This is a genomic window from Pseudomonas mandelii (assembly GCF_006438925.1).
GTDB lineage: Bacteria > Pseudomonadota > Gammaproteobacteria > Pseudomonadales > Pseudomonadaceae > Aquipseudomonas > Aquipseudomonas mandelii_C.
Genome location: NZ_RCZA01000003.1, coordinates 352,996 through 379,694, shown reverse-complemented (window position 1 = coordinate 379,694; position 26,699 = coordinate 352,996). Strand labels below are relative to the sequence as shown.

Here is a 26,699-nt window from a genome sequence, read left to right as displayed (position 1 = left end):
CTAAAACAGGCGGCTTTTTATTGCCTGTCTGGTACAAACGTATCAATTGGTTACTTTTGAAGTAAGAGAGGAATACCTGTCGTGAACCGTGCAATTGCTCAAGAGGGTGCAGCGGACGTCGCCACTGCGGTCGCTGAAAGTGTTCAGTACCAGGGTCGCAAGGCTAGCCGACAGGGCAGTGAGCAGCGTCGACAGGACATTCTCGATGCGGCGATGCGCATTGTCGTGCGCGATGGCGTGCGGGCCGTGCGTCACCGTGCGGTGGCCGCCGAGGCCGGTGTGCCGCTGTCGGCCACCACTTACTATTTCAAGGATATCGATGACCTGCTCACCGATACCTTTGCCCAATACGTGGAACGCAGCGCGGCGTTCATGGCCAAGCTGTGGGCCAACAACGAAGGCCTGTTGCGCGAGATGGTGGCTTATGGCGATGGCAGCCCCGAGTCCCGTTCACAGCTGGCCGACGATATTGCACGTCTGACCGCCGATTATGTGCAGCGCCAATTGCTCAACCGTCGCGAGCACTTGATGGCCGAGCAGGCGTTCCGTCAGGAGGCCCTGTTGAACCCGCGCCTGGCGGAGTTGGTGCGCTCGCATCAGCAAATTCTTCTGCAAGGCACCTGCCATTTTTTCGAGGTATTGGGTTCCCGCGAGCCACAACAGGATGCCAAAGTGTTGACGGCGATTATCGGACGGATGGAATATCAGGGCCTGCTCAACGATGCCGAGCCTGTCGCCGAAGCCGAAATGCTCGGCATCCTCACGCGGTATATGCACCTGGTATTGGCGTCGGTGTAACCCTGTAGGAGCTGCCGAAGGCTGCGATCTTTTGATCTTGATCTTCTTGATGCCGCAGCGAAGCAAGATCAAAAGATCGCAGCCTTCGGCAGCTCCTACCGGTCCGTGTGTGTTCAAAGGGAGTGTTGAATGAAAGCCTGGCGTGTCGTTGTGATCGCCTTGTCGTTCCTGCTGCTCAGCGGCTGTCTGGTGACCTTCAAGGAGCCGCTGCCCTCGAGCGAGCCCGTGCCTAAAGGGTTGCTCGGCAAATGGACCAGCACCAATGCCTGGGGCGAACCGCTGAATCTGGAACTGACACGCCTGGGCGACAATCACTATCAGGCCGTCAGCTACTTCAAGGCTAAACCCAAGGAGCGCGAAGCCTATCCCTTCACGGTGACCCGCCATGGCAGTCGCTGGTACCTGTCGGCCAAGGTGCCGACGCAATTCGGTGGGCATTTCACGCTCTTGGGTTTTGAACTCACCGACAAGCATGAACTGGTGGTCTATAACCTCGACCTCGAGCAGATCAACCAGGCCCTGAGGCAAAAAGTCCTCAGCGGCGAAGGCTTCCAGACCGACGACGGCGACGGCGTGTTGATCAACAACAATCTGGACCAGGTCTTCGCCTACCTCGACGACCCGGCCAATTCCGATGTGTTCGTCGAGGCTGTGCGCTATCAGCGCCTGGCCAAAGCCAAATAAACCCAGCACGTAAACGGTTTTTCTACAGGAGTTTCGGGTGGACGATTACCAGCAGTCGATACGCATTTTGTCCGATCGCATTGTGCTGGCGCAGACGCCGATTCGCGTCCTCGATGCAGTCAAGTGGGACGACAGCATCCGCAAGGGTTTCCTCAAGGCCAAGGGCAAGGAAATGCCGGCGGTGGACCGCGATTACTACCTGAACCGGCCGCTGGCGTTCGACTCCAGCAAGGTGAAGCTGGAATTCCAGAACATCGAACGCGACATCACCCGTCAGCTCGGACAGTTCAACCCGGTTGGCCAGATCATGCGCCGCATGTGCAAGGAATACCGGATGGTGGTGCGCATGCTCGAAGCGCGCGGCACCGAGGATTTCGGGCTGATTTCACAGGAGCTTTACGGTGCCGCTTCCGACGCGTTCCACGCCGGCGATCCGACCCTTTCCGACCTGGGCCTGATGCTCTCGGATTACCTGAACAATATCGATGGCCGTGGCGACCTGAAGGATGAACCGAAAATCCTCACCGCCAAGGAAGCCGTCCACCAGCTGCAAACCCGCTTGAACAAGGTATTTGGCGAGGCCGAGGAAACCATTCGGGTATTCGAGTCCGACGGGATCGTCGCCGATGCCGCGGCTGGCGCCGACTACATCAAGATCCGTGCCGATGCGATGTTCAACGAGCGTGACGTGCGCGCCCTGGAAGTCCACGAAGGGCTGGTGCATGTGGGCACCACGCTCAATGGTCTGAACCAGCCGATCTGCACCTTCCTCTCCAAAGGTCCGCCGTCGTCGACGGTGACTCAGGAAGGCCTGGCGATCCTGATGGAAATCATCACCTTCGCCTCGTACCCGAGTCGCCTGCGCAAACTGACCAACCGCACCCGCGCCATTCACATGGTGGAGGAGGGCGCGGACTTCCTGCAGATCTTCGAGTTCTTCCGTGAGCAAGGTTTTGAAATGGCAGAAAGCTACGGCAACGCCAGTCGGGTTTTCCGTGGCTCGGTGCCGACAGGTCTGCCATTTACCAAAGACTTGTCCTACCTCAAGGGCTTTATCATGGTTTACAACTACATTCAGTTGGCCGTGCGTAAAGGCAAGCTTGAGCAGATACCGCTGCTGTTTTGCGGCAAGACCACACTGGAAGACATGCGGACCTTGCGCCAGTTGGTGGATGAAGGGCTGGTGGTGCCACCGAAGTATTTGCCGGATCAGTTCCGTGACCTGAACGCGCTGTCGGCGTGGATGTGCTTCTCCAACTTCCTCAATCACTTGAGCCTGGACCGGATCGAAGCGGATTATTCCAACATTCTCTAACGTGTACGCCGTCCAAATGTGGGAGCGGGCTTGCTCGCGAAAGCAGTGTGTCAGACAACAGAAATGTTGAATGTTAAACCGCATTCGCGAGCAAGCCCGCTCCCACATGTGGTCCGTATTCCAACCACACTTCGCGAGGTTTCATAGGATGAGAATCCTCGGTATTTTCTGCCTGCTGCTGACCCTCGGCGGCTGCAGCTCGCTGCTGTTCTACCCCGAGCCTGGCCAGCTGTTTACCCCGGAAAAAGCAAAACTCGAATACCGCGACGTCACCCTGACCACCGCCGACGGCCTCAAGCTGCACGGCTGGTGGTTGCCGGCCAAACAAGGTGTCGAGGTCAAAGGCACGGTGCTGCACTTGCACGGTAACGGCGGCAATCTGCCCATGCACCTTGGGGGGAGTTGGTGGTTGCCGAAAGAAGGGTATCAAGTGTTGCTGCTGGACTATCGCGGTTACGGTCTGTCCGAGGGTGAACCGACGCTGCCGGCGATCTACCAGGACATCGACGCCGCGTTCAAATGGCTCGATCAGGCGCCGGAGGTCAAGGGCAAGCCGCTGATCCTCTTGGGGCAAAGCCTCGGCGGTTCGATGGCCGTGCATTACCTGGTTCAGCACCCCGAGCGCCAGAAACAACTCAAGGCCTTCGTCCTCGATGGCGTGCCCGCCAGTTACCGCAGTGTCGGTCGCTATGCGTTGAGCAACTCTTGGGTGTTCTGGACGTTTCAGGTCCCGCTATCGTGGCTGGTGCCGGATGGAGACAGCGCGATCAACTCCATGGCGCAGCTCAATGGCGTACCGAAACTGATCTACCACAGCATTGACGATCCGATCGTGCCCCTTTCCAACGGCATCCGTCTGTATCAAGCTGCGCCGCCGCCGCGTGTGCTGCAACTGACCCGTGGCGGTCATGTGCAGACATTCGCCGACCCGGTCTGGCGCAAAGTCATGCTGCGTTTTCTCGACGACCCGCAGCATTTCAACGGTCTGCGCCGCCTGGGCGAAGTCCCGAATTACCCGGCGCCGAAAAATTCTGAAGATGAACCACCAGAGAGTCCGCAATGAGTGAAGAACGTAACGCCATCCCGCTGATCATCACCGGTATCTGCAGCATCCTCGGTACTGTCGGAGCCCTGTGGTTCTACGGCTACCTGCACTTCGCCAAACCCGAAGATGCGCTGCTGCTCAGTGACTTCACCATGCTCAAGACTGTGCCGGGCGAAGACTACAAAGTCTCCCTGGAACCGGCCCCGCAAGTCGCGCAGTGCATCGATGGCGTGCTGGTGATGTTCGACACCGAACAGAAAGGCCTGAGCGGCGTGTTGGTCAACAACAAGAAAAAAGCCGTGCGCTGCATGGGTGAGGAAACCCCGCAGAAGCTGCAACCGTAACGCTCCCGAAAAGATCGCAGCCTCGTTTCACTCGACAGCTCCTACATTAGACCGTGTGCTTCTGTAGGAGCTGTCGAGTGAAACGAGGCTGCGATCTTTTGATCTTAAAAACAAAAGCCCCGCCTGATCGACTCAGGCGGGGCTTTTGCGTTAAAGCAGGTTCAACTCAGTTCGAGCTAACCGCCGAACGCGGGATCACCGGCTGGTTGTCGTTGGAAATGGTCACTTCCACCCGACGGTTCATCGCACGGCCCGAGACGCTGCTGTTCTCGGCCACCGGGTATTCCTTGCCGTAACCCTGCGCCACGATGCGCGCTGGATCAACGCCCATTTTCACCAGCGCCATGCGCACGGAACCGGCACGACGCTCGGACAGCGACAGGTTGTGGTTCGAAGTGCCCGTACTGTCGGTGTAGCCCTCGACGATCACTTTGCGATCAGGGTTTTCCGAGAGGAACTGCGCCAGTTTGTTGATATTCACCAGACCGCTGGACTTCAGATCAGCCCTGTCAGTGGCAAACAACACATCACCGAACGTCACCAAGGTGCCGCGATCGGTCTGCTTGGCGTTCAGGCTGTCCTGCAATTGCTTGATCTGCGCGTCGCGGGCATCCAGACGAGCCTGGGCACGCTGCGCGGAAGCATTTTTCAGATTGGCTTCGGCGTTGCGCAGGGCGATGGTCTGCTTCGCCACTTCAACACGTTGATTGGTCAGGTAAGCCAGTTGGTCGACCGTGGCCTGGTTTTCTTTGTCCTGGTAAGCCTTGTCGGCCTTGTCCAGGTAATCGCTGGCTTCTTTGGTTTCCAGCGCCGCGACTTTGCTGGCTTGCGGGTTGGTTTGCAGGCCGGTGTAGTTGGTGCGGGCCTGTTCCAGGTTCGCGTTCGGCGGCGTGGAGCAGGCAGCCAGTGCAACGCTTGCGGCCAGCAGGGCAGGGATCATCAATTGTTTACGCATGGTGGTTTCGTCCTTTTAGTCGAGTAAGAAATACGTCGTGCCGCGCCGCTTACTGCACGGTGCGCTGGCTTTCCTGACGCAATTCTTGAACACCTTTCTGAGAGTCCTTCACAGCTTGTTCAGCTTTGATAGCCTGAGCTTTGCGCTCAGCCACGCGAGCGTCCCACTCGGCCTGTTCGGCCAGGACTTTGGCTTCGTCATACTTTTTGTCGTGCATGGCGATTTCGGCTTGTTTGAGCTTGTCCTGCGCGGACTTCATTTCCACTGCCGCGAATTCGGTACCGCCGGCACTGACGGCGCTGTTGACCGCCGATTCCGTCACGGCGAATTGCTCGCTTGGCGGGTTGCCGGCACAACCGGCCAGAATGAAGCTGCCGCCGATGGCCAGTGCTGCCAGTTTCAGGCCGCGCAGGTGGTTGAACGAGGATTGGGAAGTTCGGGTCTTCATGGTTTTCAACTCCATTGGAAAAACTCCTGAAAAACTTAAAAATCCATCCTGGGCAAGGAGCCGCAACCTTCAATTTCCGGGGGTGTTTTAAATCGGCCGTCCCAGGCGTGGTTAATGGGTGTGACCCGAGGCGTTTTTCGAAAGTTCAGAGAATATGGCCTATTGCCCGAAAAAACTTTGACCGGGAGGACAAGGCTCTAAACCGGGAATTCTTACCGCAAGCTGCAGTATTCCCGGCCCTGTAAGGGGTCAGGAATACGCATTTTGGGAGGGGGAAAGAAGTGCGGTAATCAGTGTTTCTGTTTGTCGTCGACGGCCGACAAATCGTGCAAATGACGACGGGACAATGCGAGAAAACGCGGAGTCGGACCGACGTCTTCGTACAGCGGATCACCTTCTTCGTCGGTGGCCACGACGGTCGAGCCCTTCACATACGGAAAGCTCTTTTCGAGCTCTTCCAGGGCGGCGCCGATCAGCTCTCCGAGCAGTTCTTCGGGCTGCCGTTTGGGGTACATCTCGATAATGGCCGCCAGCCGTGCGGCGGCCTCCACATCCAGATGAATCGAGTATCCGGTGTCGGTCAGGCGACCCTTGGCGTTTTCTTCCCAGTGATGGGCAAGCTCGCGGATTTTCATAGTGACCTCAATGCGCACCTGCTCGTGGCAGGCAGTGTCAGTGTCCGGCAATCGCCGGCTGCAGCCGTTGTACGGCTTACTCTTCAGACTAGCTTTAACGCCCAAGGTTTAAAGTCCCTTCGTCGTCTTATGGTGAACGTTGCCTTGGTGCTTCAGGCGTTCACGCTCATTTGTGGCGGCGGATTGGGTGTATATCCGTTTCTTCGGTGATGGCTGCTGGCGGTTTCGCTTTTACAGCGAGTCACTTGGAAAAGCCCCAAGTAACCAAGGGCTCTTGCCCCTGACGTTCGGTGCCTCGCCCAGGCTCGGCATGCCCTCGCTCCGGTCCTGCTCCGTGGGCCCGCCGCCATCGGCCATCCATGGCCGGGGGCGGCTAACCCGGCATCCATGCCGGGTTGCCCACTGCGCAGAACCTCCACTCGGCCTCTCGAGGCGGCGGTGCATCAAGATCAAAAGCTGCAGGCGAGCTAACGCTCGGCCTGTTGAGTGGTGAGGAGCGTGCGTACACCCCCCCCCGGTAGGAGCTGTCGAGTGAAACGAGGCTGCGATCTTTTGATCTTGCTGTGGCTGCGGCTGTGGCATTTGATTTTGATCTGTTGCCCCTTTCCCAGAGGCCGAACGCAGGTATTGCGCAGGGGGCACCGCGGCAAGGATGCCGCGGTAGCCGCCCCCGGCCATGGATGGCCGATGGCGGCGGGCCCCCGGAGCAATGCCGGAGTGAGGGCATGCCGAGCCTAGGCGAGGCACCGAATGGCGGGGCAAGAGCCCTTGGTTACTTGGGGCTTTTCCAAGTGACTCGCTGTAAAAGCGAAACCGCCAGCAGCCACCACCGCAGAAACGGATATGCCCCCAGCAATCCCAATCCCCAATCCCAAAACTTTCTCGGGCGAACAGCATTCCCATCGTCGTCCGCTTGTAAGAACCGCTTTACAGCGGCACTCTCTAACGACGAAGCACCCCCGGATTTTCGCTGGAGAACTGCTGATGACCGATATTGATGCACGCTTGCGCGAGGATGTTCACCTGTTGGGTGAGCTGTTGGGCAACACCATTCGTGAACAGTACGGGGACGGTTTTCTCGACAAGATCGAGCAGATCCGCAAGGGCGCCAAGGCCGACCGTCGCGGTTCAATGGACGCTGAACTGAGCGCCAGCCTCAACCAATTGAGCGAAGAAGAGTTGCTGCCGGTGGCGCGGGCGTTCAACCAGTTTCTCAACCTGGCCAATATCGCCGAGCAATATCAGCTGATTCACCGTCGCGAAGAGTCACAGCCTGCGCCGTTCGAAGCGCGGGTACTGCCGGAACTGCTCGCCCGCCTGAGTGCTGAAGGTCATGGCGCCGAATCACTGGCCCGGCAACTGGGGAGGCTGGAGATTGAACTGGTCCTCACCGCGCACCCGACCGAAGTCGCGCGCCGCACGCTGATCCAGAAGTACGACGCCATTGCCGCGCAACTGGCCGCCCAGGACCATCGCGACCTGACCACTGCCGAACGCGAGCAGATCCAGACCAAGTTGCAGCGCCTGATCGCCGAAGCCTGGCACACCGAAGAAATCCGTCGCACCCGCCCAACCCCCGTGGATGAAGCCAAATGGGGCTTCGCGGTGATCGAGCATTCGCTGTGGCAGGCGATTCCCAACTATTTGCGCAAGGCTGATAAAGCCCTGCATGACGCCACTGGTCTGCACCTCCCACTGGAGGCCGCGCCGATTCGCTTTGCCTCGTGGATGGGCGGCGACCGTGACGGCAACCCCAACGTGACCGCCGCCGTAACCCGTGAAGTCTTGCTTCTGGCGCGGTGGATGGCCGCGGACTTGTACCTGCGCGATGTCGATCACCTGGCGGCCGAGTTGTCGATGCAGCAGGCCAGCGATGACTTGAAGGCGAAGGCCGGGGACAGCGCCGAACCTTACCGCGCGGTGCTAAAACAGTTGCGTGAACGCCTGCGCGCGACGCGTAACTGGGCTCATGCCTCCTTGACGCAGACCACGCCGGCACCCGCCGATGTGTTGCAAAACAACCGCGAGCTGCTTGATCCGCTGGAGCTGTGCTTCCACTCGCTGCATGAGTGCGGCATGGGCGTGATCGCTGATGGGCCGCTGCTCGATTGCCTGCGCCGGGCGGTGACATTCGGGCTGTTCCTGGTGCGGCTCGATGTGCGTCAGGACTCGACGCGACACACCGCGGCCATGACCGAGATCACCGATTACCTGGGCCTGGGGCGCTATGAGGACTGGAGCGAGGAAGAGCGCATCGCCTTCCTGATGCGCGAACTGAACAACCGCCGGCCGTTACTGCCGGCGTACTTCAAGCCATCGGCCGACACCGCTGAAGTGTTGGCGACCTGCCGGGAAATCGCTGCCGCACCGGGCGCATCGCTCGGTTCTTATGTGATCTCCATGGCCGGCGCCGCTTCCGACGTGCTGGCCGTGCAACTGCTGCTCAAAGAGTCTGGCGTGTTGCGGCCGATGCGTGTGGTGCCGCTGTTCGAAACCCTTGCCGACCTCGACAACGCCGGCCCGGTGATCGAAAAACTGTTGCTGCTGCCCGGTTATCGCTCGCGCCTGCAAGGGCCGCAGGAAGTGATGATTGGCTACTCCGACTCGGCCAAGGACGCCGGCACGACGGCGGCGGCCTGGGCACAGTATCGGGCGCAGGAGCGCTTGGTCGACATCTGCCGCGAGCAACAAGTGGAACTGCTGTTGTTTCACGGTCGCGGTGGCACCGTGGGGCGCGGTGGCGGCCCGGCACACGCGGCGATTCTGTCGCAGCCGCCGGGTTCGGTGGCGGGGCGTTTCCGTACCACCGAGCAGGGGGAAATGATTCGTTTCAAATTCGGCCTGCCGGACATCGCCGAGCAAAACCTCAATCTGTACCTGGCAGCGGTGTTGGAAGCGACCTTGCTGCCGCCACCACCACCGGAGCCTGCCTGGCGCCATTTGATGGACGAATTGGCTGCGGATGGTGTTAGCGCTTATCGCGCCGTGGTGCGGGAAAATCCGCAATTCGTCGAGTATTTCCGCCAGTCCACTCCGGAGCAGGAACTGGGACGCTTGCCGCTGGGCAGTCGCCCGGCCAAGCGCCGCGCCGGCGGGATTGAAAGCCTGCGGGCGATCCCGTGGATCTTCGGCTGGACCCAGACGCGTCTGATGTTGCCGGCCTGGCTCGGCTGGGAAGCGGCGCTGAGCAAGGCACTGGAGCGCGGCGAAGGTGAGCTGCTGGGGCAGATGCGTGAGCAGTGGCCGTTCTTCCGCACGCGCATCGATATGCTGGAAATGGTGTTGGCCAAGGCCGATGCCGATATCGCCCGGTCTTACGATGAGCGTTTGGTCGAGCCGGATCTGCTCCCTTTAGGTGCGCATTTACGCGACCTATTGTCGCAGGCCTGCTCGGTGGTCCTGGGGCTGACCGGTCAGTCGCAGCTACTGGCACATAGCCCAGCCACGCTTGAATTCATCCGCTTGCGCAACACTTACCTCGACCCTCTTCATCTATTGCAGGCCGAGTTGTTGGCGCGTTCGCGACAACAGGAAGTGGCGCAGGGCAGCCCGGTAGAACAGGCGCTGCTGGTGTCTGTGGCGGGGATTGCCGCCGGTTTGCGTAATACCGGCTAAGGTTTTCGTCGTGGGGCAAGGCACTCGGCGCGAGCGTCGAGTTGCCTGTGGGCGAGGGGTTGAAAAGTGCTGCCAGGCGACAGTTAGTGATGGGGTTGCGACTAGGGGGACCCCGACGAAAGGCCACATCAGGCGCGGGTTTCTCCGACTTTCGGCGGCTTGTGTGGTCCGGGCCTGCTGTGTATCTTGATCAGCCTTTGACCGTTTGGGCGGTCACGACCCTTTTTTTGAGATTGGCCCCACGAGGCGAATCTGACGTTATCTATATAAAAAATTGAGGAGCACATCGATGCGCGTCATTCTGCTGGGAGCTCCCGGGGCCGGTAAAGGTACTCAGGCTAAGTTCATCACCGAAAAATTCGGTATCCCGCAAATCTCCACCGGCGACATGCTGCGTGCCGCGGTCAAGGCCGGCACCGAGCTGGGCCTGATCGCCAAGAGCGTCATGGACAGCGGTGGTCTGGTTTCCGATGACCTGATCATCAACCTGGTCAAGGAACGCATCAGCCAGGCCGATTGCGCCAACGGTTTCCTGTTCGACGGTTTCCCTCGCACCATTCCTCAGGCTGAAGCCCTGGTGAAGGCCGGCGTCGAACTGGACCACGTGTTGGAAATCGACGTTAAAGACGAAGACATCGTTCAGCGTATCGCTGGCCGTCGTGTTCATGAGGCCAGCGGCCGCGTGTACCACATCGTCTACAACCCGCCAAAAATTGCCGGTAAAGACGACATCACCGGCGACGAGCTGGTGCAGCGCAAAGACGACACTGAAGAAACCGTGCGTCATCGCCTGTCGGTCTACCACGCCCAGACCGAGCCTCTGGTGAAGTTTTACCAGGAGCTGTCCGCCGCTCAAGGCAAACCGAAGTACAGCCACGTCGAAGGTGTTGGCTCGGTTGAAGCGATCACCGGCAAAGTGCTTGAAGCACTGAGCTAAAAAAACGCTTCATCTTCTACGGCCCGCTTGCGGGCCGTAGTTGTTTATACTGGCGCACTTTTTCTGACCTCTCTTACGGAAACATCGATGAGCACCTTGCTGGCCCTGGACACCGCGACTGAAGCTTGCTCCGTTGCCTTGCTGCATGACGGAAAAGTCACGAGCCATTACGAGGTGATCCCGCGCCTGCATGCGCAAAAGCTGCTGCCGATGATTCAGCAGTTGCTGGCGGATGCCGGGACCACCCTGCAAGCGGTCGATGCCATCGCTTTCGGACGTGGTCCGGGTGCGTTCACCGGTGTGCGGATCGCCATCGGCGTGGTGCAGGGGCTGGCATTTGCGCTGGAGCGTCCGGTGTTGCCAGTATCGAACCTGGCCGTGCTGGCGCAGCGGGCCTATCGCGAACATGGCGTGAGCCAGGTTGCGGCCGCCATCGATGCGCGCATGGACGAAGTGTATTGGGGTTGCTACCGCGAAACGGCGGGGGAGATGCGGCTGGTCGGCAATGAAGCGGTGCTGCCGCCGGAAGTGGCCGCGTTGCCGGCTGACGCCAGCGGTGCGTGGTTTGGCGCCGGCACTGGCTGGGGATATGCCGAGCGAATCGCCGTCAGCCTGACCGGACAGGATGCGGGCATGCTGCCTCACGCTGAGGATCTGCTGACCCTGGCGCGTTTTGCCTGGGCGCGTGGTGAGGCGATCGTGGCTGATGAGGCTCAGCCGGTGTACTTGCGCGATAAAGTGGCCACTCCCAAAGCGCGTTAATTTCCGAGACCGAGTCGGTCCTATCGCGAGCAGGCTCGCTCCCACACGGGTTAGCGCAAAACCTGTGGGAGCGAGCCTGCTCGCGAAGGCGATCTAACGAATGTAGCCAATCGTCGTTTTATACCCTTCGCTTTTAAACCTTTTCCATTTTCTGTGTTCTAGTTATCACTCGGCGGTTTGCGAAGTGGGCTATGCGCCACTAAACTGCCATCATTGATACCGGACATGTACTCATGCGTATAGACGGCGTTCCTTCTCAGTCCTACCCCATCAAGCGCAAGCCTCGCAAAGGCCCTGTGGCGGATGACGACTACGTCGATATCGACGGCGAGCTGGAAATTCCATCCGAAGAGCAAATGGCCGCTCGCGCCGCCAAAGCCTCTGCGCAACGCTTGAGTAATCTCCCCGCCCGTCAACAAGACATGCTTTATCACCGTGCCATGAGCAACAGTGTCGCAAAGGCCCTGGCCAGCTACCTGAGCACCGCCGGTTTTGTCGATTGGGATTCGGATGTGCTGGGCCTCGACCTGTACATCTGATGCGGCTGCCTTACTACCTGGGCTGTCCGTCCTGGAGTGAAAACGCCTGGCGCGACTACCTGTATCCGCAAGACGCCAAACCCGCTGAATTTCTGAATCTCTATTCCCAAGTGTTTAACGCCGTGGAAGGCAATACGACCTTCTACGCGAGCCCGGCTGCGACCACCGTGCAGCGTTGGGCGGAAACCATGCCCGAACACTTTCGCTTCACCGCCAAGTTCCCTGGCGACATCAGCCACAGCGGTGACCTGCGCGAACAATTGACCGCTGCCGACACCTTCCTGCAATTGCTCAGCCCCCTCGGCGAACGGGTTTCACCGCTGTGGCTGCAACTGTCGAAAAGCTTCACGCCGCAACGATTGCCTGAACTGGCCGGTTTTATTGATGCGGTGGACCGGCCTCTGGCGGTTGAAGTGCGGCATGACGAGTTCTTCGCCAAGGGCGATGCCGAGAGAATGCTCAATCGCCTGCTACTGGATCGCGGTGTCGAGCGTATCTGCCTCGATCCTCGCGCGCTGTTCAGCTGCACATCGACCGATCCCTCGGTCCTTCACGCCCAATCGAAAAAGCCCAGGGTGCCGCCCCGTCCGGCCGCCTTCACACAATGTCCGCAGGTGCGCTTCATCGGCCATCCGCAGCTTGAGGCCAACGACCCGTTCCTGCTGCCGTGGGTCGAGAAAATCGCCGCGTGGATCGAAGAGGGTCGTACGCCTTATATCTTCCTGCACACCGCCGACAACCTGCTGGCCGCTAAACTGGCGCAACGTTTTCACGCAAAACTGATGCTGCGTTTGCCTGGCCTGCCGCCGCTGCCTGAGCTATACAGAGAGCCCGCTGCCGAGCAACTTGGCCTGCTCTGAAGCGGATTCCCTGCCCTTTTCAGGAGCCTGCCAATGGATGCGCAAACCCTTCGAGCCCAAGCGTTTAAAGCACTGCACGAACGCGCGGGGGCTTTTGTCATTCCCAACCCTTGGGACGCCGGCTCGGCGAAGATGCTCGCCAGCCTTGGTTTCGAGGCGCTGGCGACCACCAGTGCCGGATACGCCTTTTCCAACGCACGCCCCGATGGCGCGCTGACGCTGGACGACACCCTGGCAAACGTTCGGGCGATTGTTGCGGCAACAGATCTACCCGTCGCCGTCGATCTGGAAAATGGCTTCGCTGACGATCCCGCCGAATGCGCACAGAGTATTTTGCGTGCGGCAGAGGCCGGTGCGGTCGGCGGTTCTATCGAAGATGCCACCGGCCGTGAAGACGCGCCGATCTACTGCTTCGAGCATGCCGTCGCGCGCATCGAGGCTGCGGTGGCAGCCGCTCGCAGCTTGCCGTTTCCCTTTATGTTGACCGCGCGCGCGGAGAACTTTCTGCACGGCAATCCTGATCTCGCCGATACCATTCGCCGCTTGCAGGCGTTTGCCGAAGCGGGTGCCGACGTGCTTTATGCGCCAGGGCTGCGCAGTGCTGAAGATGTGTTGGCGGTGGTCCGTGCCGTGGCGCCGAAACCGGTGAATGTGTTGATGTCTGGCGGACTGAAACTGACGGTCGAGCAGTTGAGCGAAATGGGCGTCAAACGCATCAGCGTCGGTTCGGCTCTGGCCTTGGCAGCCTATGGCGAGTTTTTCCGCGCGGCCGAGGAGATCAAGACGTCGGGCACGTTCGGGTTCACGTCGCGGTCCATGCCGTACGCCCAGGCCAATCAATTGTTCAAAGGCTGACGATGCGGTTTCGGTGGTGGCTGCTGTTGATGCTGTTGATCATCGGCACGGCGGCCGTGAGCGTCTGGCGCGGCTGGATCTCACTGCCGGCGCAGTGGAATCCCTGGGCACCGCTGGACGTGAAGGCCGTGCCCAATTTTCTGACCCGCTACAAACTGATGCGCCTGAGCGATGATCCGCAGTTGTGCGATCAAGCCCTGAGCAGCTCTGGATTGAGCGTAACCCATCAGGCCGACAGCCCCGACGCGACGTGCCCGTTGATCAATACGTTGCGTGTGCAAGGCGGCGAGGTGGCGCTGAGCAGCAGTTTCCTCGCCAGTTGCCGCCTGGCGGTGTCGTTCGCCTTGTTCGAACGCCACGCCCTGCAACCCGCGGCGCAAGCGGTCTACGGCCAAGCGGTAACGCGGGTCGACCATCTCGGCAGCTTTGCCTGTCGCAACGTCTACAGTCGCGAAAATGGCAGACGCAGCCAGCATGCCAGCGCCGATGCGCTGGATATCGCCGGTTTTCGCTTGGCCGATGGCCGCTCCATCAACGTGCTCAAGGATTGGCCGAAGGATAATCAGGACGCACAGTTTTTACGTCAGGTCCGCGATGGCGCCTGCGACATGTTCAGTGTGGTCTTGAGTCCGGACTACAACGCCGCCCATCGCAATCACTTTCATGTGGATGTCGGGCCGTGGTGGGTGTGTCGCTGAAGGCCTGTTATTGAAGGTCAGGCGGCGATGCGCAGGTTCTGCAGGACGATCGGGCGAGCCCAGCCGTTATCGAAGTCGAGTTGTTTCTGTTGCTCCACCAGCTCTTCGGGCGAGAACGGCGGGAATGGCTTGTCCAGCAGATCGAGTTCGAATTCGGCGATCGGCAGGTGCAGCGGACGCGGTTGTGGTGCCGGACCTGCTTCCGGTACAGGCTGACCGGCGGTGAGCACGATCGGGCGGACCCAGCGGCTTTCGAAGTCCTGTTGCTTCTGTTGAGCGACGATTTCTTGTGCCGGGAACGGTGGGAAAGGTTTGTCGGCCAGGTCCATGTCGAACTCGGCAATCGGCAGGAACAGTGGCTCGGGCGGGCGGACCTCGGTTTCTTTCACATCGCATTCGCGCTGGGAAATGATGTGCGCCAGCAGTTCGCTGCCAACGGTGGGTTCGACCGGGCTGTCGAGATCGACCGGTGGAAAGTTGAGAGAGGCCGGTACGACATCGCCCGACTGATCGGCCAGGGCCTGGGCAAAAAAATCCTGCCACAGGTGACTGACGCCGCTCAGTGCTTGGGAGTTTCGTAGACCAAAATCGCCGTGTCGCGAAATGTAGCCTATCGATGTGCGTTGAATGTCTGACATTTCTCTCGGTCGACGCTCAGCTCTGGCAAAATGCTCGATAGTTTTGTTATCGGCCGTTTTTGCCGATCATTAATTTTTTGAGCGTATTTTCCAATGATTGAGCAACCTGCGGCCTGCCGCATCCATGTCGAGGCCCTGGCCGCGACTTTTCAGCCACAGGCCGAACAGTGGGCCGAGCGCCTGGGTTTGCCGATGCAGGTGGATGACGGTGAGTTCGCCTTGCAGGTCGGCGACCAGGGTTTGCAGCTTCAGCAATTGGGCCCGGACGCGCCGGGGCCGGTGCGGGTGGACTTTGTCGAGGGCGGTGCGGCCCATCGCCGCTTGTACGGCGGCGGTAGCGGTCAGATGATCGCCAAGGCTGTCGGGGTTGCCCAAGGCGTGCGTCCGCGCGTGCTGGATGCCACGGCGGGGTTGGGCAAAGATGCGTTCGTGCTGGCGAGCCTGGGCTGCGAGATGAGCCTGATCGAGCGTCAGCCGCTGATTGGCGCGTTGCTTGAAGATGGCTTGGCACGCGGCGCGGAAGACTTTGACGTGGCGCCGATCGTGGCGCGGATGCACTTGCTCAAGGGCAATTCGATCGAGGTGATGCGCAATTGGGAAGGCGAGCCGCCCCAGGTGATCTACCTCGACCCGATGTTTCCCCATCGTGAGAAAACGGCCTTGGTGAAGAAGGAAATGCGCCTGTTCCGGCCGCTGGTAGGCGATGACCCGGATGCGCCTGCACTGCTCGAAGCGGCGTTGGCGTTGGCCAGCCATCGAGTGGTGGTCAAGCGCCCGCGCAAGGCGCCGTGCATTGAAGGGCCGAAACCGAGTCATGCGCTGGATGGTAAATCCAGCCGGTATGACATTTATCCGAAGAAAGCGCTCAAGCCTTAAGACCGCGTCGCGCCCTTCGCGAGCAGGCTCGCTCCCACAGGGGATCTACGGTGTTGCATAGATCCAGTGTGGGAGCGAGCCTGCTCGCGAAGGGGCCAGACCGGACAACCGAAACCTATCAGGCTGACTCAGGCCGATACGCCCGCATAAACAATTCCACCACTTCCTGCACATGGCTCTCGGCCGCATCCCTGGTCAGCGGCTCGCCGCAGCCATAAAGCAGCCTGAAATTCCCCGCCCCCTTGAGCAGGCAGAAGAAATGCTCGGCCGCATTGCGCGGTTTGTCGATGCTTAACGCGCCGCTGTGATCAACCTTGGTCAGCAACCGTTCCATGCCCTGCAGCATGCGCTCAGGCCCGGCCTCGAAGAAGATCAGCGAGAGTTTCGGGTCCTGGCTACCTAACGTCATCATCAGCCGATGCAGGTTGACCGATTCGTCGCTGTTGATCAGTTGATGAAAGCCGCGTGCGATGTTCAACAGCACCGTTTCTACGGCAGTGCCGTCCAGCAATTCGAAAAACAACGTCGGCAATTGCTCTTCGCACTTGGCCATCACGGCGGCGGAGAACAGCGTCTCCTTATCGTTGAAATGGCTGTAGACCGTCAGCTTCGACACGCCGGCCTCGGCCGCGACGGCGTCCATGCTGGTATTCGCATAACCCTTGCTCAGAAACAGAATTTTCGCCGCATCGAGGATCGCCTGGCGTTTGGCCAGATCCTTGGGACGGCCCGGGCCGTTGGGTACTGAAAGATTGTTAGGCATATGCGCTTTTATTACTGGACTGGTGAGTTTGCTATTAATAACATACTGCGCAGTATAATTATTCAAAGCACCATTAGCGAAAGGTCCTTCACCATGTTCCGCTATGCCTTGCCCCTCGCGTTGCCAGTCAGCCTGGCGTTTTTATTGTCTGCGTGTGGTCACGAAGAGGCGCCTACAGTCACCATTCGCCCGGCCATGGTGGTTCAGCCAGAGCCTTCGGCCCAGGCGATGGAAAGTTTTCCCGGTGAAGTCCGCGCACGGTATGAGCCGGAACTGGCGTTTCGCATTGGCGGTAAAGTCAGTCGACGACTGGTCGAAGAGGGGCAGCGGGTCAAGGCCGACCAACCTTTGGCGGAACTCGATCCTCAGGACGTGCGCCTGCAACTGGAAGCCACCCGTGCGCAGGTCGCCGCTGCCGAGGCCAACCTGAACCTGGTGCGTGCCGAACGTGATCGCTACAAGACCCTGATGGACCGTCAGATGGTCAGCCGTTCGCAGTACGACAATTCCGAAAACCTTTACCGATCCGGTGAAGCACGCCTCAAGCAAATCAAAGCCGAATTCAACGTATCGACCAATCAGGCCAGTTACGCCGTGCTGCGTGCGCCGCAGGATGGCGTGGTGGCTAAACGCGCGGTTGAAGTCGGGCAAGTGGTGGCGGCGGGGCAAACTGTATTTACCCTCGCCACCGATGGCGAGCGCGAAGTGTTGATCAGCTTGCCGGAGCAGAGCTTTGGCCGCTTCAAGGTCGGTCAGCCAGTGTCAGTCGAACTCTGGACCCAACCCGACCAACGTTTCGCCGGGCGCATCCGTGAGCTGTCGCCCGCTGCCGATCCAAAATCGCGCACCTTTGCCGCCCGCATCGCCTTCACCGCCGGCAAGGTTCCTGCTGAACTCGGCCAGAGTGCCCGGGTGTTCGTTCAGACCTCCGATGTGGTGCCGCTGTCGGTGCCGCTTTCCGCGCTGACCGCGGAAAACGGCGCGACCTACGTCTGGGTCGTCAATGCCAACAACACTTTGAAGAAAACCCCGGTCCGGGTCGGTGCCTTCGGCGAGAAAACCGTACCGGTACTCGAAGGACTGAACGCCAGCGATTGGGTGGTGGCCGCTGGCGTCCATGTGCTGCTTGAAGGGCAGCAGGTGCGTCCGGTGGATCGCTCCAATCGCGTGGTCAATCTGGCGGACAAGGAGTAATCCCCGATGGGTTTCAATCTTTCCGAATGGGCGCTGCGTAATCGCCAGATCGTACTGTTCCTGATGCTTTTGCTGGCCATTGTCGGCGCACTGTCCTACACCAAGCTCGGCCAAAGTGAAGACCCTCCGTTCACCTTCAAGGCCATGGTGATTCGGACCAACTGGCCAGGGGCCACGGCGCAGGAAGTGTCGCGTCAGGTTACCGAGCGTATTGAAAAGAAACTGATGGAAACCGGCGAGTACGAACGCATCGTTTCGTTCTCCCGGCCGGGCGAATCCCAAGTGACGTTCGTCGCTCGCGATTCCATGCATTCGGTGGAAATCCCGGACCTCTGGTACCAGGTTCGCAAGAAGATCAGCGACATTCGTCAGACCCTGCCACCGGGCATCCAGGGGCCATTCTTCAATGATGAGTTCGGCACAACGTTTGGCAATATCTACGCCCTGACAGGCGAAGGTTTTGATTACGCGGTGCTCAAGGACTACGCCGACCGCGTGCAGATTCAGCTGCAACGGGTCAAGGATGTGGGCAAGGTCGATCTGCTCGGGTTACAGGACGAGAAGATCTGGATCGAACTCTCCAACGTCAAACTCGCCACCCTGGGTCTACCTTTGTCGGCAGTGCAGCAGGCCCTTGAAGAGCAGAATGCGGTGTCCACCGCCGGGTTCTTCGAGACCTCCAGCGAGCGATTGCAGCTACGCGTCTCGGGGAATTTTCAGACGGTCGAAGAGATCAAGAATTTCCCGATCCGCGTCGGTGATCGTACGTTTCGCATCGCCGATGTGGCGGATGTGCGCCGTGGTTTCAACGATCCGCCGGCGCCGAGCATGCGCTTCATGGCGGAAAACGCCATCGGTCTGGCCGTTGCCATGAAGGACGGTGGTGACATTCTGGTGCTGGGCAAGGCGCTGGAAATCGAGTTCGACCGGATTCAGAACAATCTCCCTGCCGGTATGCAGTTGCGCAAGGTCTCTGACCAGCCCGCCGCCGTGAAAAGCAGTGTCGGTGAATTTGTTCAGGTGCTGGTGGAAGCGCTGGCAATCGTCCTGCTGGTGAGTTTCTTCTCCCTCGGCGTGCGCACCGGCATGGTGGTAGCGCTGGCGATTCCTTTGGTATTGGCGATGACATTCGCCTGCATGTATTACCTGGGAATCGGCCTGCACAAGATTTCCCTCGGGGCATTGGTACTGGCGCTGGGTTTGTTGGTGGACGACGCGATCATCGCCGTGGAAATGATGGCGATCAAAATGGAGCAGGGCTTCGACCGGATCAAGGCCGCCAGTTACGCCTGGACCAGCACCGCATTCCCGATGCTCACCGGTACGCTGATCACCGCGGCCGGCTTCCTGCCGATTGCCACTGCGCAATCGGGCACGGGTGAATACACGCGCTCGATCTTCCAGGTGGTGACCATCGCGTTGCTGGCCTCATGGGTGGCTGCTGTTGTGTTTGTGCCTTATCTGGGGGAAAAACTCCTGCCGGATCTGGCGAAGATTCATGCCGCCAAACATGGCACCGGCGACGGCCAGCCCGACCCTTATGGCACTCCGTTCTATCAGCGCGTCAGACGCTTGGTGGAGTGGTGCGTAAGGCGGCGCAAGACGGTCATTGTCCTGACGGTCGTGTTGTTTATCGGTTCTGTCATCCTGTTTCGCTTCGTGCCGCAACAGTTCTTCCCGGCATCGGGTCGTCTGGAATTGATGGTCGATCTGAAACTGGCGGAAGGCGCTTCGTTGAGCAACACCCGCGATGAGGTCAAACGCCTCGAAGCACTGCTCAAGGATCACGCCGGTATCGATAACTATGTCGCTTATGTGGGTACCGGTTCGCCGCGTTTTTACCTGCCGCTGGATCAACAACTTCCTGCAGCGAGCTTCGCGCAGTTTGTAGTCCTGGCCAAAACCATTGAGGAGCGCGAAGTCCTGCGCACCTGGCTGATCGAGGCCCTCAAGGAACAATTCCCGGCCCTGCGTGCGCGGGTGACACGTCTGGAGAACGGGCCACCGGTTGGCTATCCGATGCAGTTCCGGGTCACCGGTGAGCACATCGAGGAAGTCCGCGCGCTGGCCCGTAAAGTCGCGGCCAAGGTTCGCGAGAACCCGCATGTGGTCAACGTTCATCTGGATTGGGAAGAACCGAGCAAAGTGGTTTATCTGAACGTCGATCAGGACCGCGCCCGGGCGCTTGGCGTGAGCACCGCAAACCTGTCGAAGTTCCTGCAAAGCTCTCTGACCGGTTCCAGCGTCAGCCAGTACCGTGAAGACAACGAGTTGATCGAGATTCTGTTGCGCGGCACATTGCACGAACGCACCGAACTGTCGCTGCTGCCAAGCTTGGCGGTGCCGACCGACAATGGCCGCAGTGTTGCACTGTCGCAGATTGCGACCCTGGAATACGGCTTCGAAGAAGGCATTATATGGCACCGCAACCGCTTGCCGAACGTGACGGTGCGTGCCGACATTTACGGCAAGGAGCAACCGGCAACGCTGGTGAAGCAGATCATGCCGACCCTCGATCCGATTCGCGCCGAACTACCCGACGGCTACTTGCTGGAAGTCGGCGGCACTGTGGAAGACTCGGCTCGCGGGCAGAACTCGGTGAAGGCAGGTGTACCGCTTTTCATCGTGGTGGTGCTGACGTTACTGATGCTGCAACTGCGCAGTTTCTCACGCACGGTAATGGTGTTTCTGACGGCGCCTTTGGGTTTGATCGGTGTGACCTTGTTCCTGATGGTGTTCCGTCAGCCGTTCGGTTTCGTCGCCATGCTCGGGACCATCGCGCTGTCGGGGATGATCATGCGTAACTCGGTGATTCTGGTGGACCAGATCGAGCAGGACATTGCTTCGGGGCTTAAGCCTTGGCAGGCAATTATTGAAGCCACGGTGCGGCGCTTCCGGCCGATTGTGTTGACTGCACTCGCGGCGGTGCTGGCGATGATTCCGCTGTCGCGCAGCGTGTTTTTCGGGCCGATGGCGGTGGCGATCATGGGCGGGTTGATTGTCGCGACGGCGTTGACGTTGCTGTTTTTGCCGGCGTTGTATGCGGCGTGGTTCAGGGTCAAGAAAGAGGCCGTTTGATCTTTTGATCTTGGCGGCCTTCGGGCCGACCAGGCTCTTGTTGCTGGTGTACATATCCGTTTGTGCGGTAACGGCCGCTATTGGTTTCGCCCTTACGGCGACTCCCTTTGGCAAACGCCCCAAAGGAAGCAAAGGTCTCGCCCCGAGCGTCCGGCCCCTCGCTTAGGCTCGGCGTGCCTTCGTTCCGGCATTCATCTGGGGGCATCGCCTCCGGTCGGCTTCGCTTCGACCTCCTCTCGATGTGTTCGACTTCGTCGAACGGCGCTGCGCGCCTCCCCCCAGATGAACGCCTCCACTCAGCCTCCCGAAGGGGCGGGTGGATCAAGATCAAGGGCTGCAGGCGAGCTAACGCTCGGCCTGATGAGTGGTGAGAAGCGGGGTTGTATGCCGATCCATTGTGGGAGCGGGCTTGCTCGCGATGGCGGCCTGACGGCCAACCTATCTTTTGCAGATGCACACCATCCCACTGTGGGAGCGAGCCTGCTCGCGATGGCGGCCTGACGGCCAACTTATCTTTTGCAGATGCACACCATCCCACTGTGGGAGCGAGCCTGCTCGCGATGGCGGCCTGGCGGCGGACCTATCTTTTGCAGATGCACACCATCCCACTGTGGGAGCGAGCCTGCTCGCGATGGCGGCCTGACAGCCGACCTATCTTTTGCAGATGCACACCATCCCACTGTGGGAGTGAGCCTGCTCGCGATGGCGGCCTGACGGCCAACCTATCTTTTGCAGATGCACACCATCCCCCTGTGGGAGCGAGCCTGCTCGCGATGGCGGCCTGGCGGCGGACCTATCTTTTGCAGATGCACACCATCCCACTGTGGGAGCGAGCCTGCTCGCGATGGCGGCCTGACAGCCGACCTATCTTTTGCAGATGCACACCATCCCACTGTGGGAGCGAGCCTGCTCGCGATGGCGGCCTGACGGCCGACCTATCTTTTGCAGATGCACACCATCCCACTGTGGGAGCGAGCCTGCTCGCGATGGCGGCCTGACGGCCAACCTATCTTTTGCAGATGCACACCATCCCCCTGTGGGAGCGAGCCTGCTCGCGATGGCGGCCTGACAGCCGACCTATCTTTTGCAGATGCACACCATCCCACTGTGGGAGCGAGCCTGCTCGCGATGGCGGCCTGACGGCCGACCTATCTTTTGCAGATGCACACCATCCCACTGTGGGAGCGAGCCTGCTCGCGATGGCGGCCTGACAGCCGACCTATCTTTTGCAGATGCACACCATCCCCCTATGGGAGCGAGCCTGCTCGCGATGGCGGCCTGACGGCCGACCTATCTTTTGCAGATGCACACCATCCCCCTGTGGGAGCGAGCCTGCTCGCGATGGCGGCCTGACGGCCGACCTATCTTTTGCAGATGCACACCATCCCACTGTGGGAGCGAGCCTGCTCGCGATGGCGGCCTGACGGCCGACCTATCTTTTGCAGATGCACACCATCCCCCTGTGGGAGCGAGCCTGCTCGCGATGGCGGCCTGGCGGCGGACCTATCTTTTGCAGATGCACACCATCCCACTGTGGGAGCGAGCCTGCTCGCGATGGCGGCCTGACGGCCAACCAATTTTTGCTGATGTGCACCGTTTCAATGTAGGAGCGGGCTTGCTCGCGAAGGCTGTTTAACATTCAGCATTGAAGTCACCTGATACCCCACTTTCGCGAGCAAGCTGATCTGGTCAAGTAATCCTGGACCACTATTTGGCTCAACCCTGCGAAAAACAGGCAAACGAAAAAGCCCGCTGAACCTGTAAAGGTCAGCGGGCTTTTTGTGGGTTTCAGTCACTCAAAAACTACAGCGTTCCAAACACCTTCTTCGCCAAACTCGTCGCTGCCGCCGCAGGATTCTGGCGAATGGTTTCTTCCTGTTTACCAATCATCTCGAACAGACCGTTCAACGCCTGCTCGGTCACGTAGCTTTCGATGTTGGCGCTCTTCGCATCCACCACACCCAGCGTCGCAGCTTGCCCGGCGAACGAGTTGTATTGCTGGGCCAGGCCGACCTGGTCGGTGGCTTGCTTGACGATTGGCAGGAACTTCACGCGGATCTGTTCGCGGCTGGTTTTGTTCAGGTATTGAGTGGCCGAGTCCTTGCCGCCGCTGAGAATGCCCTTGGCATCTTCCACGCTCATCTTCTTCACCGCGTCCACCAGGATCGGCTGGGCTTGGGTCACGGCGGTTTCAGCCGCTTTGTTCATGCTGGTTTCCAGCTGATCGACCTGGTCGCCCATGCCGAACTGTTTCATTTTGCTGGCGACTTTGCCCAGTTTGCCCGGCAGCTCGATTTTCACGTCCGGGTTGTTGCTGAAGCCGCCCGGCGTGCCCAGTTGTTTCACGGCCAGCTGCGCGCCTTGGGTCAGGGCATCTTTCAGGCCGCCGGTGGCGTCTTTTTGTGACAGGTCGTTGAGCGACAGCGCCAGGGCGCTGGCGGAGATCATCAAGCCTGCGCACAGGCCGGCGAAGCGAAGGGTAGGGCGGAGCATGGCAGCTTCCTTGTTCAAAAAAAGTAGAGATTAGCGGACGGCGTCGACGCGGATTTTCAGTGGCTGCGGATCGCTGCCATCCAGCTGCACGGCGTGATGTTCGGTGGTGATGAACATCAGTTCGCCATTCACTTCGATCCGTGCGCTGACCGAATAACGATGGCCCGGTTTGACCTGCGTTGGATCGTAACTCAGATGAAACGGCAACGGCACCTGGCCTTTGACCGGGCCTTTCTGTTCGCCAAGGACCACGGCGGGCGCATCGGCCAGGGACACGTCCTGCAAGCTGACGCTTAAGGTGGCACTCGGTGGCAGGGCAATGCGTTGCAGGTAGAACACTTCGCCATCGAGGGCGGTTTTAGCGGCGGGTTGCATCGACTGACAGGCGCCCAGCAGGGTGGTCATGGCCAATAAAGAGAGTTTTTTCATCGCAGATCTCCAATTAATGTGGGAATGAGCCTGCTCGCGAAAGCGGTGTGCCAGACAACTGAAATGTTGAATGTTAAACCGCATTCGCGAGCAGGCTCGCTCCCACAGGGATTTCATCAGGCCTCGGGCTGTGTGGCGACCTGATCCGCCGCATCTTCACTGCGATGCAACGCGACCTGACGGATCGACAAGCGAATCTCCGCTGGCAACACCCGCTTGGCCGCGCCTTCGGCCAGTTCGCCGAGCAGTTCGTGATAGCTCAGCTTGCCGGCCTCGTCTCGCTTGAGCACATCCAGATCCAGCATCGTCTGGATGAAGTGGCGAAACAGGCTCTTGTCGAAGAACTCCGGGGCGTTGAGGCCATGGAGGATCGACAGGCGCTGGGCCATGACCGTGCACAAGTCTTCCAGCTCTTCGGCGCTGATGCTGTTCTGACCGCTGTTGAGCAGCAGCGAGACCGTCATGTAAAAGCGCTGCAAGGTCTGGGCGATGCTTTTCGACAGCAGGGTCAGCAGGACGAAATGCCGCGAGCTCGGTGCCGGACGCAGGTAGACGTCGTTCTCGAAACGCAGCAGACCTTGCTCGACGAAGGCTTCGAGCCATTGATCAATCACCGCATCCAGCTCGTCCAGCGACCAGCGAATAAACAACTCCGATTGCAAGTACGGATAGAGCGCGCGGGTGTAGCGCAGGATCTGTTCGCGGCTCATGCGCGAGGCGCTCTGGAAGAAGCTCGCCAGCAACGCCGGCAAGGCGAAGATGTGCAAAACGTTGTTGCGGTAGTAGGTCATCAGGACGGCGTTCTGCTCGTCCAGATACAGAATCTTGCCCAGGGCATCGCTCTGCTCGGACAGCAGGTCCATGTCCTTCACATGCTCGATCAGCGCGCGGCCGTCACCTTCCGGCAACGTGGTGTGCGGCGAATACGGCACCTTGCGCAACAGCGCCAGGTACAGATCGAGCACCCGTGCCATCGCACGATCGTCCAGGGCCAGTCGGCTGGTGGACAGCAACGCCAGGGCCACAAGGTTGACCGGGTTGATCGCCGCCGCTTCGTTCAGATGCTGCGCGACTTTCTCGCCGAGGCGGTTTGTGGTTTCGTTGAGCCAGGCCGGTTTGAACTGCGGACCGAGTTCCTGCTGGCGCCAGTCCGGTTGTTCGCTGTCGAGGAATTCCGCCAATTTGATCGGTTCGCCGAAGTTCACCGCCACCTGACCGAAACGCTGCTTGAGCGCGCCGATGACTTTGAAGATGTCGAAGATCGATTCTTTCTTCTTGCTCGCGCCACGCAGTTCGCCGAGGTAGGTCCGGCCTTCCAGCACACGCTCGTAGCCGATGTAGACCGGGATGAACACGATCGGCATGCGCGATGAACGCAAGAAGCTGCGCAGGGTGATCGCCAGCATCCCGGTTTTTGGTTGCAGCATGCGCCCGGTGCGCGAACGGCCGCCCTCGACGAAGTACTCCACCGGGAAGCCTTTGGTAAACAGAGTGTGCAGGTATTCGTTGAACACTGAGGTGTAGAGCGGGTTGCCCTTGAAGGTGCGGCGCATGAAGAACGCACCGCCACGCCTCAGCAGGCTGCCGATCACCGGCATGTTGAGGTTGATCCCGGCGGCGATGTGCGGTGGGGTCAGGCCGTTGCGGAACAGCAAGTAGGACAGCAGCAGGTAGTCGATGTGGCTGCGATGGCACGGCACGTAGATCACTTCGTGACCTTGCGCGACTTTCTGCACGCCTTCGATGTGGTTGACCTTGATCCCGTCGTAGATCTTGTTCCAGAACCAGCTCAGCACTACTTCCAGAAAACGAATGGCGGTGTAGGTGTAGTCGGAGGCGATCTCGTTGCCATAGCGCAGGGCTTGGGCCTTGGCTTTCTCCGGGGAGATGTTTTCACGCTCGGCTTCGTCGAGGATCGCTTGCTTGACCAGTGGTTGATTCAGCAAGCCTTTGACCAGGTTGCGGCGGTGGGAAATGTCCGGGCCGATCACCGCCGCTTTCAGGTTGCGGAAGTGCACCCGCAGAATCCGCTGGGCCATGCGCACGGTGCGTTCGTGGCCCTTGTTGTGGTCGATCAGTTCGCGCAAATGGATCGGCGCGGAGAACTGCACCCGGGTTTTGCGCCCCAGCACAATAATGCTCAGCAACCGACGCAGACGCCCGGTGACCGCCCAGCTGTCGGCGAACAGCAACTTCCACGGGCTCGATTCGCTGTCTGGCGACTGACCCCAGAACACGCTGACCGGAATGATCTGCGCGTCTTCGACGGCGTTCTGGCTCAGGGCGCTGACCAGGCGAGTCAAGGTCGGCGGTGCACCACGCTTATCCTGACGGCCGAGCCAATCGGGCTCTGGCGTCAGGTAAAAGAACGCCGCGGGTTCCTCCAGCGTACCTACCGATACTGGCAACACCGGGCGCGGCAGGCCCGCCTTGCTGCACTCGGTATCGACCACGGCCAGGTCGGTCAGCGAAGGGTTTTGCAGGACGTAGAACACCGGACGGCTGCGGTCGAGGTTGAGGGTGAACGACGACTGATTGATCGTCTCCGAACGAACCCAGAGGTACAACAGTCGGCGCAGGGTGCCAAACACAAGACGGCGGAACGGGGAGCGGGTCATTCGGGATCTGCATGAGTGAATAAAACCGAGCGTTTGCTCGGGTGGCCGGTAGTGTGCCGTATTCGCCGAAAATCGGCAAAAAAGCGGCTAAGTAAAGTGAGTTGAGAGTTTTGGCGGCTG

The 26,699-nt window shown here is 59.8% G+C and carries 23 protein-coding genes; 15 read left to right on the top strand and 8 right to left on the bottom strand.

Annotated elements, in window-relative coordinates:
• Positions 1 to 81: 81 nt before the first annotated feature.
• The 5 genes from EAH74_RS08860 (at position 82) to EAH74_RS08835 (ending at position 4,186) form a co-directional block, all read left to right on the top strand.
• Positions 82 to 798, top strand: coding sequence for a TetR/AcrR family transcriptional regulator (locus EAH74_RS08860; RefSeq protein WP_123365774.1), 717 nt, complete (start codon positions 82 to 84; stop codon positions 796 to 798).
• A 129-nt stretch (positions 799 to 927) separates the two neighbouring features.
• Positions 928 to 1,482 (top strand): hypothetical protein, encoded by a 555-nt coding sequence (locus tag EAH74_RS08855; RefSeq protein WP_140677700.1) that lies wholly within the window; start codon positions 928 to 930, stop codon positions 1,480 to 1,482.
• A 37-nt stretch (positions 1,483 to 1,519) separates the two neighbouring features.
• Positions 1,520 to 2,797, top strand: coding sequence for a flavohemoglobin expression-modulating QEGLA motif protein (locus tag EAH74_RS08850; RefSeq protein ID WP_140677698.1), 1,278 nt, complete (start codon positions 1,520 to 1,522; stop codon positions 2,795 to 2,797).
• A gap of 148 nt (positions 2,798 to 2,945) precedes the next feature.
• Positions 2,946 to 3,860 (top strand): alpha/beta hydrolase, encoded by a 915-nt coding sequence (locus tag EAH74_RS08840; protein ID WP_140677696.1) that lies wholly within the window; start codon positions 2,946 to 2,948, stop codon positions 3,858 to 3,860.
• Positions 3,857 to 4,186, top strand: a complete 330-nt coding sequence (locus EAH74_RS08835) for a hypothetical protein (protein WP_033056344.1) — start codon at positions 3,857 to 3,859, stop codon at positions 4,184 to 4,186. Before EAH74_RS08840 ends, EAH74_RS08835 begins: the two co-directional genes overlap by 4 nt.
• 166 nt (positions 4,187 to 4,352) lie before the next feature.
• On the opposite strand, the gene EAH74_RS08830 is transcribed toward EAH74_RS08835, so the two are convergent.
• From EAH74_RS08830 to EAH74_RS08820, 3 genes are all read right to left on the bottom strand, one after another.
• Positions 4,353 to 5,141, bottom strand: coding sequence for an OmpA family protein (locus tag EAH74_RS08830; RefSeq protein ID WP_140677694.1), 789 nt, complete (start codon positions 5,139 to 5,141; stop codon positions 4,353 to 4,355).
• 49 nt (positions 5,142 to 5,190) lie between these two features.
• On the bottom strand, positions 5,191 to 5,604 hold the full coding sequence (locus tag EAH74_RS08825; protein ID WP_140677693.1) for a DUF4398 domain-containing protein: 414 nt from the start codon (positions 5,602 to 5,604) through the stop codon (positions 5,191 to 5,193).
• A gap of 275 nt (positions 5,605 to 5,879) precedes the next feature.
• Positions 5,880 to 6,224 (bottom strand): hypothetical protein, encoded by a 345-nt coding sequence (locus tag EAH74_RS08820; protein ID WP_046048158.1) that lies wholly within the window; start codon positions 6,222 to 6,224, stop codon positions 5,880 to 5,882.
• Between the two features lie 984 nt (positions 6,225 to 7,208).
• Here EAH74_RS08820 and ppc point away from each other — a divergent pair.
• The 7 genes from ppc to EAH74_RS08780 all read left to right on the top strand — a co-directional run bounded on the left by ppc (position 7,209) and on the right by EAH74_RS08780 (position 14,490).
• Positions 7,209 to 9,839 (top strand): phosphoenolpyruvate carboxylase, encoded by a 2,631-nt coding sequence (ppc, locus tag EAH74_RS08810; RefSeq protein WP_140677689.1) that lies wholly within the window; start codon positions 7,209 to 7,211, stop codon positions 9,837 to 9,839.
• A 289-nt stretch (positions 9,840 to 10,128) separates the two neighbouring features.
• The gene (gene adk / locus EAH74_RS08805) at positions 10,129 to 10,776 is read left to right on the top strand and encodes an adenylate kinase (protein ID WP_027924949.1); all 648 of its coding nucleotides are present in this window, start codon (positions 10,129 to 10,131) and stop codon (positions 10,774 to 10,776) included.
• Between the two features lie 87 nt (positions 10,777 to 10,863).
• A complete protein-coding gene (gene tsaB / locus EAH74_RS08800; RefSeq protein WP_140677687.1) occupies positions 10,864 to 11,538 on the top strand; it encodes a tRNA (adenosine(37)-N6)-threonylcarbamoyltransferase complex dimerization subunit type 1 TsaB in 675 nt (224 codons plus the stop codon).
• Between the two features lie 233 nt (positions 11,539 to 11,771).
• Positions 11,772 to 12,077, top strand: a complete 306-nt coding sequence (locus tag EAH74_RS08795; protein ID WP_095128122.1) for a hypothetical protein — start codon at positions 11,772 to 11,774, stop codon at positions 12,075 to 12,077.
• Entirely contained in the window at positions 12,077 to 12,937 is an 861-nt protein-coding gene (locus EAH74_RS08790; protein WP_140677685.1) for a DUF72 domain-containing protein, read from the top strand. Before EAH74_RS08795 ends, EAH74_RS08790 begins: the two co-directional genes overlap by 1 nt.
• A 33-nt stretch (positions 12,938 to 12,970) precedes the next feature.
• Positions 12,971 to 13,792 (top strand): isocitrate lyase/PEP mutase family protein, encoded by an 822-nt coding sequence (locus EAH74_RS08785; RefSeq protein ID WP_123365785.1) that lies wholly within the window; start codon positions 12,971 to 12,973, stop codon positions 13,790 to 13,792.
• A gap of 2 nt (positions 13,793 to 13,794) precedes the next feature.
• Positions 13,795 to 14,490 (top strand): extensin family protein, encoded by a 696-nt coding sequence (locus tag EAH74_RS08780; protein WP_140677683.1) that lies wholly within the window; start codon positions 13,795 to 13,797, stop codon positions 14,488 to 14,490.
• 17 nt (positions 14,491 to 14,507) lie between these two features.
• Here the strand turns inward: EAH74_RS08780 and EAH74_RS08775 are convergent, their stop codons facing one another.
• Positions 14,508 to 15,128, bottom strand: coding sequence for an energy transducer TonB (locus tag EAH74_RS08775; protein ID WP_123365787.1), 621 nt, complete (start codon positions 15,126 to 15,128; stop codon positions 14,508 to 14,510).
• 93 nt (positions 15,129 to 15,221) lie between these two features.
• Here EAH74_RS08775 and EAH74_RS08770 point away from each other — a divergent pair, with 93 nt between their 5' ends.
• Positions 15,222 to 16,004, top strand: coding sequence for a class I SAM-dependent methyltransferase (locus EAH74_RS08770; RefSeq protein ID WP_140677681.1), 783 nt, complete (start codon positions 15,222 to 15,224; stop codon positions 16,002 to 16,004).
• Between the two features lie 118 nt (positions 16,005 to 16,122).
• Here the strand turns inward: EAH74_RS08770 and EAH74_RS08765 are convergent, their stop codons facing one another.
• Positions 16,123 to 16,767, bottom strand: coding sequence for a TetR/AcrR family transcriptional regulator (locus tag EAH74_RS08765; protein WP_140677679.1), 645 nt, complete (start codon positions 16,765 to 16,767; stop codon positions 16,123 to 16,125).
• Between the two features lie 93 nt (positions 16,768 to 16,860).
• Between EAH74_RS08765 and EAH74_RS08760 the strand changes: the two genes are divergently transcribed.
• Positions 16,861 to 17,961 carry an efflux RND transporter periplasmic adaptor subunit gene (locus tag EAH74_RS08760; protein WP_140677677.1) on the top strand — a complete coding sequence of 367 codons (1,101 nt, stop codon included), beginning with the start codon at positions 16,861 to 16,863 and terminating at the stop codon, positions 17,959 to 17,961.
• Between the two features lie 6 nt (positions 17,962 to 17,967).
• On the top strand, positions 17,968 to 21,039 hold the full coding sequence (locus EAH74_RS08755) for an efflux RND transporter permease subunit (protein ID WP_140677675.1): 3,072 nt from the start codon (positions 17,968 to 17,970) through the stop codon (positions 21,037 to 21,039).
• A 1,803-nt stretch (positions 21,040 to 22,842) separates the two neighbouring features.
• On the opposite strand, the gene EAH74_RS08745 is transcribed toward EAH74_RS08755, so the two are convergent.
• The 3 genes from EAH74_RS08745 to plsB form a co-directional block, all read right to left on the bottom strand.
• On the bottom strand, positions 22,843 to 23,532 hold the full coding sequence (locus tag EAH74_RS08745; RefSeq protein WP_140677673.1) for a DUF4197 domain-containing protein: 690 nt from the start codon (positions 23,530 to 23,532) through the stop codon (positions 22,843 to 22,845).
• A 30-nt stretch (positions 23,533 to 23,562) separates the two neighbouring features.
• Positions 23,563 to 23,961: a YbaY family lipoprotein gene (locus EAH74_RS08740; RefSeq protein ID WP_140677671.1), complete on the bottom strand. Its 399-nt coding sequence runs from the start codon at positions 23,959 to 23,961 to the stop codon at positions 23,563 to 23,565.
• A gap of 116 nt (positions 23,962 to 24,077) precedes the next feature.
• Positions 24,078 to 26,579, bottom strand: a complete 2,502-nt coding sequence (gene plsB / locus EAH74_RS08735; protein WP_140677669.1) for a glycerol-3-phosphate 1-O-acyltransferase PlsB — start codon at positions 26,577 to 26,579, stop codon at positions 24,078 to 24,080.
• Between the last annotated feature and the right edge of the window lie 120 nt (positions 26,580 to 26,699).

Excerpts from the sequence above, each read along its gene's own strand:
- EAH74_RS08855 (WP_140677700.1), top strand. The coding sequence starts at position 928 with ATGAAAGCCTGGCGTGTCGTTGTGATCGCCTTGTCGTTCCTGCTGCTC.
- EAH74_RS08840 (WP_140677696.1), top strand. The coding sequence starts at position 2,946 with ATGAGAATCCTCGGTATTTTCTGCCTGCTGCTGACCCTCGGCGGCTGC.
- EAH74_RS08835 (WP_033056344.1), top strand. The coding sequence starts at position 3,857 with ATGAGTGAAGAACGTAACGCCATCCCGCTGATCATCACCGGTATCTGC.
- EAH74_RS08830 (WP_140677694.1), bottom strand. The coding sequence starts at position 5,141 with ATGCGTAAACAATTGATGATCCCTGCCCTGCTGGCCGCAAGCGTTGCA.
- EAH74_RS08825 (WP_140677693.1), bottom strand. The coding sequence starts at position 5,604 with ATGGAGTTGAAAACCATGAAGACCCGAACTTCCCAATCCTCGTTCAAC.
- EAH74_RS08820 (WP_046048158.1), bottom strand. The coding sequence starts at position 6,224 with ATGAAAATCCGCGAGCTTGCCCATCACTGGGAAGAAAACGCCAAGGGT.
- ppc (WP_140677689.1), top strand. The coding sequence starts at position 7,209 with ATGACCGATATTGATGCACGCTTGCGCGAGGATGTTCACCTGTTGGGT.
- adk (WP_027924949.1), top strand. The coding sequence starts at position 10,129 with ATGCGCGTCATTCTGCTGGGAGCTCCCGGGGCCGGTAAAGGTACTCAG.
- tsaB (WP_140677687.1), top strand. The coding sequence starts at position 10,864 with ATGAGCACCTTGCTGGCCCTGGACACCGCGACTGAAGCTTGCTCCGTT.
- EAH74_RS08795 (WP_095128122.1), top strand. The coding sequence starts at position 11,772 with ATGCGTATAGACGGCGTTCCTTCTCAGTCCTACCCCATCAAGCGCAAG.
- EAH74_RS08790 (WP_140677685.1), top strand. The coding sequence starts at position 12,077 with ATGCGGCTGCCTTACTACCTGGGCTGTCCGTCCTGGAGTGAAAACGCC.
- EAH74_RS08785 (WP_123365785.1), top strand. The coding sequence starts at position 12,971 with ATGGATGCGCAAACCCTTCGAGCCCAAGCGTTTAAAGCACTGCACGAA.
- EAH74_RS08780 (WP_140677683.1), top strand. The coding sequence starts at position 13,795 with ATGCGGTTTCGGTGGTGGCTGCTGTTGATGCTGTTGATCATCGGCACG.
- EAH74_RS08775 (WP_123365787.1), bottom strand. The coding sequence starts at position 15,128 with ATGTCAGACATTCAACGCACATCGATAGGCTACATTTCGCGACACGGC.
- EAH74_RS08770 (WP_140677681.1), top strand. The coding sequence starts at position 15,222 with ATGATTGAGCAACCTGCGGCCTGCCGCATCCATGTCGAGGCCCTGGCC.
- EAH74_RS08765 (WP_140677679.1), bottom strand. The coding sequence starts at position 16,767 with ATGCCTAACAATCTTTCAGTACCCAACGGCCCGGGCCGTCCCAAGGAT.
- EAH74_RS08760 (WP_140677677.1), top strand. The coding sequence starts at position 16,861 with ATGTTCCGCTATGCCTTGCCCCTCGCGTTGCCAGTCAGCCTGGCGTTT.
- EAH74_RS08755 (WP_140677675.1), top strand. The coding sequence starts at position 17,968 with ATGGGTTTCAATCTTTCCGAATGGGCGCTGCGTAATCGCCAGATCGTA.
- EAH74_RS08745 (WP_140677673.1), bottom strand. The coding sequence starts at position 23,532 with ATGCTCCGCCCTACCCTTCGCTTCGCCGGCCTGTGCGCAGGCTTGATG.
- EAH74_RS08740 (WP_140677671.1), bottom strand. The coding sequence starts at position 23,961 with ATGAAAAAACTCTCTTTATTGGCCATGACCACCCTGCTGGGCGCCTGT.
- plsB (WP_140677669.1), bottom strand. The coding sequence starts at position 26,579 with ATGACCCGCTCCCCGTTCCGCCGTCTTGTGTTTGGCACCCTGCGCCGA.